At 56.8% G+C, this 8,100-nt stretch carries 8 protein-coding genes; 1 reads left to right on the top strand and 7 read right to left on the bottom strand.

The features are described from left to right. Window positions 1-294, bottom strand: a 294-nt coding sequence (locus ACESNI_RS05775) for a GntR family transcriptional regulator (protein WP_373085563.1), incomplete at its 3' end; no start/stop codon positions are given. Window positions 295-398: 104 nt separating this feature from the next. Here ACESNI_RS05775 and ACESNI_RS05780 point away from each other — a divergent pair. Next, entirely contained in the window at window positions 399-806 is a 408-nt protein-coding gene (locus ACESNI_RS05780) for a heme-binding protein (RefSeq protein WP_373085565.1), read from the top strand. Here the strand turns inward: ACESNI_RS05780 and ACESNI_RS05785 are convergent. The 6 genes from ACESNI_RS05785 to ACESNI_RS05810 all read right to left on the bottom strand — a co-directional run. After that, window positions 803-2,011 (bottom strand): MFS transporter, encoded by a 1,209-nt coding sequence (locus ACESNI_RS05785; protein WP_373085566.1) that lies wholly within the window; start codon window positions 2,009-2,011, stop codon window positions 803-805. The two genes, ACESNI_RS05780 and ACESNI_RS05785, sit on opposite strands and share 4 nt — an antisense overlap. 17 nt (window positions 2,012-2,028) lie before the next feature. Beyond that, window positions 2,029-2,880: an SDR family NAD(P)-dependent oxidoreductase gene (locus tag ACESNI_RS05790; RefSeq protein ID WP_373085567.1), complete on the bottom strand. Its 852-nt coding sequence runs from the start codon at window positions 2,878-2,880 to the stop codon at window positions 2,029-2,031. 16 nt (window positions 2,881-2,896) lie between these two features. Then, complete coding sequence (locus tag ACESNI_RS05795; RefSeq protein ID WP_373085568.1) at window positions 2,897-4,876, bottom strand: hypothetical protein; 1,980 nt, start codon at window positions 4,874-4,876, stop codon at window positions 2,897-2,899. A 2-nt stretch (window positions 4,877-4,878) separates the two neighbouring features. Then, window positions 4,879-5,187, bottom strand: coding sequence for a hypothetical protein (locus tag ACESNI_RS05800; protein WP_373085569.1), 309 nt, complete (start codon window positions 5,185-5,187; stop codon window positions 4,879-4,881). 69 nt (window positions 5,188-5,256) lie between these two features. Next, entirely contained in the window at window positions 5,257-7,560 is a 2,304-nt protein-coding gene (locus ACESNI_RS05805) for a TonB-dependent receptor (protein WP_373085570.1), read from the bottom strand. A gap of 216 nt (window positions 7,561-7,776) precedes the next feature. Beyond that, on the bottom strand, window positions 7,777-8,100 hold a 324-nt coding region (locus tag ACESNI_RS05810), incomplete at its 5' end, for an alpha/beta fold hydrolase (RefSeq protein WP_373085571.1).

The raw sequence follows: 8,100 nt of genomic DNA on the forward strand, positions 1-8,100 counted from the left end.
CGCCTGCTCGATATTGCCGTGGATCGGTCGTGCCGGCGCGCGAAAGATCACATGGGTACCGACCCGACGCTTGCGTTCGACAAATTGGTGGTCAGCCAGTTCTTCAAGGGCACGCCGCGCGGTGATGCGCGAAACCTCATATTCTTTGGTCAGTTCCTGCTCGGTCGGCAGCCGCGATCCGAAAGCGCGCTCCCCGCTCGTGATTTCTTCGCGCAGTTGCAGAAATATTTGGTGGTACAATGGCACCGCCTGTCCGCGATCCACACCCGCTTTGCCGTCGTTCTTTCCGGTCACTTGTTCTGTTCTCCCCTTTCAAGAAGAGCGGCTAGGTCTAAAGATCGCATGTTAGCGATTTCATTTCAAATCTTTGGCACCATTGCACCGAAAAGGAAACCCACATGTTATCGCATAAACCTACATTGAATGCCGCCCTCGCTCGTTCAGCCCTTGATGCTGCGCTTCGAGCTGCAAGTACAAACGGACTGACAATGTCCGTCGCCGTCGTCGACGACGGCGGCTATCCCCTCTGCCTGGAACGGATGGACGGAGCCGGTCTTTTGACTGCGAAAGTGGCTAGCGAAAAGGCTCGGACTTCTGCTTTGTTGCGCGCGCCGAGCCGGGTTCTGGCCGATCGCGTTGCCGCCGATCCGGCCCTTCTTCGTCTGACCGACTACCTGCCTATGACCGGAGGATTGCCGATTATGGCTGAAGGGCGCTGCATCGGCGCCATCGGCGTGTCCGGTGGAACACCGGAGCAGGACGAACAGACGGGTCGGGCCGGGATCGAAGCCCTGCATCTCGATTAATCCTCCTGTTCTGTTGTAGGCGCGGGAAGCGCGAACAGCGCGCCAAACAATCCACTCATCGCGAGGAACGCGCCGGCGGCGACAAGCGCCGCCGGCATACCGACATAATCAGCCATGACGCCCCAAGTCGCACTGCCGAGCGCAACGCCGCCGAACGCCATCATCTGATAGATCGCAAGTGTGCGCCCTACATGGCTGCGTGCCACCGCAAGCTGCACCGAAACATTGAAAGTGGAGAGCACCGCCACCCATCCGGCACCGGCTAGCAGGTGCGCGAAAACTGCAATCGGTACAGATCGAGTGAGTCCGAGCAGGAACAGAGGCAGCGCGACAGCCATTACGGAGACGTCTACCAGCGCACCGATGCCATAGCGGTTTCGAATGGCGATACTCGCTATCGCACCGAACATCGCGCCAACGCCAAAACAGGCAAACAACACACCTAGCAATTGAGCGCCTCCGCCCAGCCTGATCGCAACCAACGGCATAAAGGCCCAGATTGCGGCTGCACCGAACCCGAATGCAAATGTCCGTAAAAAAAGGTTCCGTACCCGAACTTGCGCGAGCGCATATCCGAACCCGCCGCTGACCATCTGGATAAAGTTCGGCCTGTGCCCACCCAGGACACCCGGACCCTTCCAGCGCAGGAGAACAGCGATTACCCCGACATAGGAAAAAGCATTGATGGCAAATGCGACCCCCGCGCCCGCAACCGAGACTATCGCGCCGCCGAGTGCCGGGCCAATACTGCGGGCGATATTATTGCCGAATACATTGGTCGCTACCGCGGAGGATATCTGATTGCGCGGCACCAGTTCGCCAACCGATGCCTGCCAGGCAGGAGCGTGCAGAGCGGTGCCGCATCCGATCAGAAACGTAAAGCTCAAGAGCAGCACAGGTGTCAACATATCGAGAAAGGCGCACAGTGCTAGTCCAAGGGACAAGAGCAGCATCAGAAATTGTGCGGCCAACATCACATGACGCCGATCGAACATGTCGGCCAGCGCGCCCGCCGCCACTGCTAAAATTATCATCGGAAAGTTCGCGGCCGTCTGCACCAGCGCGACCATCGCGGCCGATGCGCTGAGCGATGCCATTGTCCAGCTGATCGCTACAATCTGGATAAAGCTGCCCAGCTGCGAGAGGACGGTGGTCGCCCATATAACGCGAAATGGCGAGTGGCGAAGCGGTCCCGGCCAGCCCATTCGCCAGAACGACGCGCTCAGTGCATTTCCTCACCGCCCGAGACGTTCATCGCCTCGCCAGTGATATAGCGGGCCTGTCCCGAACACAGGAATGCGCAAGCATTGGCGGTGTCTTCGACCTCGCCGACCCGACCGAGCGGAATCCGGTCGCGCATCGCAGCGAGATAGTCCTCAACGCTCTGGCCGCGCTTCTCGGCCATAAATTCATTCTGCCAGGATCCGAGGCCCGTCGTCACATGATTGGGGCACACCGCATTCACGGTAATCTGCTCGCCGCCATGTTCGATCGCCGCCGAACGGGTAAGGCCGACAAGGCCGTGTTTGGAAGCGATATAGGAAGAGGTTAACGCCGACCCCGATTTCGAACCGCGGCTTCCGACTGAAACGACCCTTCCGCGCCCCCAGCCTTCTTCGATTTCCTGTGTCTGCATCTGGCGAATGGCATGTTTCATGGCAAAAAACGCCCCGCGCAGGTTTACGTTCAGCACCGTATCCCACATTTCTTGCGTTGCATCGACAAGCGGCCCGAACAAATAGCCGACACCGGCATTGTTCACGAGTATGTCGAGCTTTCCATAGGTCGTGACGGCATGGCCAATAAGGGCTTCGACCTGCGCCTCTTCACGCATATCCGCTTGGAAAGTGCTGACGTCCGGATTGATCGCGCGGATTCCCTCGGCGACTTCGGCCATCTCCTTTGACGCGCCAACGCCATGGGCCGGCGCCAATTCGCCGTCGACCTCGCCGAGGTCGTGGATGACAAGCTTCACGCCATCCGCAGCAAGCTTGCGGGCAATGGCCTCACCCAGCCCTTTGTGGCGACCCGCGCCGGTCACAATGGCTACTTTTCCTTCAAGATCGGGATACATGCCCTATTTCCTTTCGTCAGATTTCCATGGCGAGCCGATAGCCCTCGCCCGTAGCACTCAGCGCCATACGTGGAGCCTTGGCGTCGCCAATGCTGTACACGGCAATACCGGCGTTCCGGAGCGGAGCGGCCAGCACATCGTTCGGCGTCCGCGCGGTTGCAAAGGTGAAAAAAGCGACATCATCGACAACGCCTTCTTCACCGCTATAGATATTTTCATAGGCAATCTCGCCATCTTCAAGATGCGAGGTCGCCAGTGGCCGGACCGACGTGACGATCAGCGCTTTCCTAAGGTAGAGCCGGTGATAGATGCCCTGCCGGACAATCAGGGATTCATCGCTCGCCAGCCTTTCACGTGGCGTTAGGATCACAACCTTGTCGAACCGTTCCATCAACATTTCAGCGGTATCGTAAACAAACGCAGTGCTATCTTCGTCATAGATCACGGCCGTGCCGGAGTTGTGCGCCTTATGATCCAGGAACAGCGCTGCAGCTTCCCGTATATCCGGGACGATACCCTCGTCCTTCCATTCCTCCGGCAGGCAAGACGGCCACGCGGGAGTAGATCCGGTTGCCAGGATCGCGATATCCGGTTTGAATGCAAGCACGTCCTTTGCGGACGCGCTATAGCCAAAGTGCATTTCTGCACCATGGCGCTGCGCGGCAAGATGCTGGTAATCGTAAATGCTGCTGAACCCTTCGCCGCCTGGCAAACTGGCATGCAGCTTCGTCTTGCCTCCTGGCTGTTCCGAAGCCCCGAAGATGCGGACTATATGGCCGCGCGCTGCGGCAACCCAGCCCGCCTCCATACCGGCGATGCCCGCACCGATCACCGCGACACGCTTTGGTTTCGGCGACGCTGCGGGAGTCCAGTCGGCCTCGTCGTCCAAGCCGACCCGGGGATTATTGTCGCACTGTAGCGTACGGCCAGAGGTGATCATGTGCCAGCAGGTATTGCACGAGACACAATAGCGGATCTCGGCCTCTCGCCCCTGTTCCGCCTTGATCGGCCAAGCGGGGTCGGTTATCAGCGGACGGGCGAGCATGACGAGATCCGCGAGTCCGTCGCGAATAATCCGCTCGCCTTCATTGGGATCGGTGATCAGGCCCAGCGCGCCGAGCTGTACACCCGGTGCAGCGGCGCGGCCCAGCCGATGAATGGTTTCGACATAGGGGGTGCGCGGACCGTGATTGTCAGGGAGATGAGTATAGAGCGATTCCGAATGGCTGCCCCAGCAGTAGGTGAGATAGTCCATTTCTCCATCACGGTGGAGCAGCGCAGTAATGGCCTCGGCCTCCTCAAGCCCGATACCCCCTTCGGAAAAATCTTCTGCCGGCAGTTTGGCACCGATCAGAAAATTGGTGCCGCAACGCGCGCGTATGCCCTGCATTAGCAGGACCAGTAGCCGCGCCCGACCTTCTAGATCGCCGCCGAATTCGTCCTCGCGGCGATTGGAACGGGCAGAAAGGAATTGGTGAAAAATATGGCCATGTCCGGCAGATATCTCGACTCCGGCAAAACCGGCATCAGCCAGCATCCCGCACGAGGTAACGAATTCATCAATCATCTGGTGAATGTCACCGGTCTCCAGCACCTGCGGCACCGTCCAGCTTAAATCGTCGGGGAGTGCGGATGCCCCCCGTGCCGAGAGATTGCGATGTCCGGCGCGAAAACCACGTCCATTGTCTTGAATCTGGCCAATCATCAGACTGCCCTCGCGCGCTACAGCTTCGGCCCAGCGCGGCAACATATCAGCGTTCAAGTCCGAAAGAATCTGGGGACGTGTCGGAAGCGTCTGCCAGCTCAACATGGCCATAGGCTCGCTGATCAGCATCGCTGCGCCGCCCCTGGCGCGGTTCACAAAATAAGCGATCAACTGGTCGGTGACGCGGCCATCCTTGGAAAAATGGGTCGACGTAGAGGCATGGACAACCCGGTTGCGTAGTTCCCGGGTTCCAACCTTCAGAGGCGAGAAGAGATTAGGATAAGCAGTCACGTTCAATCGGGTTCGTGAAACCGCATCACCCGCTTGATGAACGCTTGGCTCCAGGCCGAACGCTCAACCTCGCCTTCGGCATCGGGGCGATAAGCCTCGATCTCATCTCGGCTGATAGTTCCCTTTTCATCGAGTAGTCTTTCGATCGTGTCGACGCGTTCACGAAGCGCATTCGTATCCGCCATCAGCTCGAGCAGGAAAGTCATTATCTGGTCGACCGCGGGATCGTCAAAAAAGCGCGAACGCGCACCTTTGCTGGAACGGGGCAGCTTTACGTCTTTCATCGGTTTGTCGGCGCTATTGTCTGCCATGGAATCCTTGCCCGAGAAAATAGAAAATGGGCGGCATAATTGCCACCCATTTCCCAATACACCAAAATATTAGAAGTCGTAACGCAAACGCGCCATCCAACGACCCGGATCACTGAGATAAGGGTAGATCAGGAAGGACGTCATATAGAGATCGTCAAAGCAGTTGTTGCATTCGAGACCGAGCGACCAACCAGATTCCGAGCGCAATGTAACCCCGCCATTGACAACACCGTGACCCGGTTGGAATCCCCGTGGATCGTTCGACGTCGAGACCCATGTTGAACTGATATAGTTCCAGTTCACTGCAGGCTGAAGCGACAATCCGCTGCCAAGATCCCAATTGTAGCTAGCACCCACCGTCGAAGTGAAGGACGGAGCGCGGGTCGGTTCCGCGATCTGCCCATCGGGTGTGATAATGCTGACGTTACACGCGGTCACAACGCCAGTCTGGCAGTTCGCCTGCTGCGCACGCGTGATGTCATTGACGTTTTTGAAGCTCGCGTTTTGCAAACCGAACGACCAAAATACGTTAAGCCCCTGAACGGGCGTTGTCGACAATTCGACTTCGACACCGTAATTTTCCATGTCGGCGACGTTACGAGTCAAATAGGTGATCGAACCCGTCAATGGATTGAGGCCACCGCCCGGAAGTTGCTGATCGTAATCGGTAAAGTAAAAACCCGTCAGGTTTACGGTAAGACGACGGTCGAGCCATTGCGAACGAACACCGCCTTCGAACGACCAGATCGTTTCGGGTGTGAAAGCGTCTGCTTTGTCAGGCGAATAGGCCCGGGCATTCCAGCCGCCGGATTTGAAACCGCGCGTTGCCGAAGCAAACATCATGATGTCATCAGCCGCTTGGTACTGGACCGCGAAGCGCGGCGTCCACACGCGTGAACGCTGCTCAACAGGTGTGCCGAGATCGATCAGGTCCTGCGTATCAAAAGGAACCGACGACGAGGTCAGTGGCAAAGGATTCGCATTGGGCGAATACGCGATGGACTTCCGTTCATCCGTGTAGCGCACACCCGCCGTCAACGTCAAATTCGGCGTCACATGTATGTCGCCCTGGGCATAGCCAGCATAGGCTTCGGTATCGTTAGTCATGACCCGGTCACCATTCACGAACGCCGTTCCACTGGACAGGACTAGCAAGTTCGCGAAGTCTGTCTCGTTAGTTTCGTTGATGTAATAAACACCGGCAACATAATCGAGAAGCCCGTCAAAGGCCTCGCCGCTGAATTTGATCTCCTGACTGAACTGGCCATGCCAGCTATCGTTTGCCAACGGGATACCGGCTCCGGGCGAAGCCGATACGAGATTCACGCCATCGATTACAACGCCAGTTGCGCCGGCCAGACTTTCCGTCAAGAATTCCTGATAAAGATGACGATAGCCGGAAATAACGTTGATCGTTGCATTGTCGCCTACTCCAACCTCGAGATTCGAGCTAATGGAATAGCTTTCGGCGAGGTTGCCTGCGGTATTGTCAGCAAGCCGAGATGAAACTAGCCCAGTCCCAAGAGGGGTGTCAGCACTGATCTTCGTGTAGGTAATCCGCTGATCGGTCGCTGGATCGTAGAAATGCGGAAGATTGGCGTTCGAATTGTGAATATAATCAGCCGACACGTCCCACATGACGCTATCGGAGAGATGCGCGCGAACAGCGCCGCGAATCCCCCAATTCTCCTCGCCGTTCAACTTGTCCCCGGTCGTCAGATTATTCACATAGCCGTCGGACTCGATGTAATATCCGGAAACTTTGGTGAGCAGCTTGTCCTCGATCAGCGGCACATCGATCGAACCACGCACCTGAACGCGGTTGAAACGACCGTAGCCTACCTCGGCATAGCCGCCAAACTCTTCCTGCGGGCGCGCCATTATAACGTTGATCGCGCCGCCCGTGGTGTTGCGGCCAAAGAGCGTACCCTGCGGCCCGCGCAACACCTCTACGCGCTCGACGTCGAACAGCGAGAAGTTGTTGGCGCCTTGGCGTGAAACATAGATGTCGTCGATATAAGTGCCGACGGGCGGATCGAAGGTCGAGATCGACTCGGAGTTGGCTAGGCCGCGCATCGAGTAAGCGTTGGCCGTGCCGACTGCAGTATTATGATGGCCGATAAGGTTGGGAACATAATTGACAAGGTCCAGCGTATTACTAACCTGCCTAGTTTCCAGTTCGGCCGCACCGAAGGCAGACACAGCCAAGGGCACTTCTTGCAGCGACTGCTCCCGACGCTGCGCGGTCACGATGATCTCTTGCTGCGCTTTCGACGTGCCGGCATCATCAGCGGCAACCTGTGCCAATACCGATGTGGACGAAAGAAGTGTGGCGCTGATCAGAATAGCGCGCCCTGTAGTTTTATAATTCATTATTTTAGCCTTCCCTGAGTGTATAGATCTTTCTAACTCAACCTTCACGAACACCGTTCATCCAGCCAAGCCTGAAACTCATTTGTTCTAATTGTATATCAATATTATCCATAGTCCAATAGTTTTTGCTTCTGAGCAAATATGACTGATATTTTCGTTCATTAACAGGTGTTTAATGCATTACTCATCCGTTAATATCGCTGGTGATAAGGCTAATCAGATCCAATAAGAGGAACCAGAATCCGAAAATTGTCTTAGATACGGCAACACGACTGCGCTCCATTCGGCGGGCCGGTCAAGCACCATGCCTGGCCCGCCGGGCAGTTCTGCATAGGCCCAATCGGACCGGATTTTAACGATCTGCTTTCCCCAGGGATAGATCGGGTCCGTCCGGCTCGCGATAACAAGAGTAGGGCAGCAGATTCGTGGCACGTCTGCCCGAAAATCATAGAGCGGTATTACACTATGGCCGTGTTCCTTCCAGGGACCATGTAGGAAATAGGTCAGTACCGAGACATGGATGGTCTCGTCGCTCCAGTC

Origin of the sequence: Sneathiella sp. (assembly GCF_041689005.1) — a bacterium.
Classification (GTDB): domain Bacteria; phylum Pseudomonadota; class Alphaproteobacteria; order Sneathiellales; family Sneathiellaceae; genus Sneathiella.

Excerpts from the sequence above, each read along its gene's own strand:
- ACESNI_RS05785 (WP_373085566.1), bottom strand. The coding sequence starts at position 2,011 with ATGGGCTGGCCGGGACCGCTTCGCCACTCGCCATTTCGCGTTATATGG.
- ACESNI_RS05800 (WP_373085569.1), bottom strand. The coding sequence starts at position 5,187 with ATGGCAGACAATAGCGCCGACAAACCGATGAAAGACGTAAAGCTGCCC.
- ACESNI_RS05780 (WP_373085565.1), top strand. The coding sequence starts at position 399 with ATGTTATCGCATAAACCTACATTGAATGCCGCCCTCGCTCGTTCAGCC.
- ACESNI_RS05805 (WP_373085570.1), bottom strand. The coding sequence starts at position 7,560 with ATGAATTATAAAACTACAGGGCGCGCTATTCTGATCAGCGCCACACTT.
- ACESNI_RS05790 (WP_373085567.1), bottom strand. The coding sequence starts at position 2,880 with ATGTATCCCGATCTTGAAGGAAAAGTAGCCATTGTGACCGGCGCGGGT.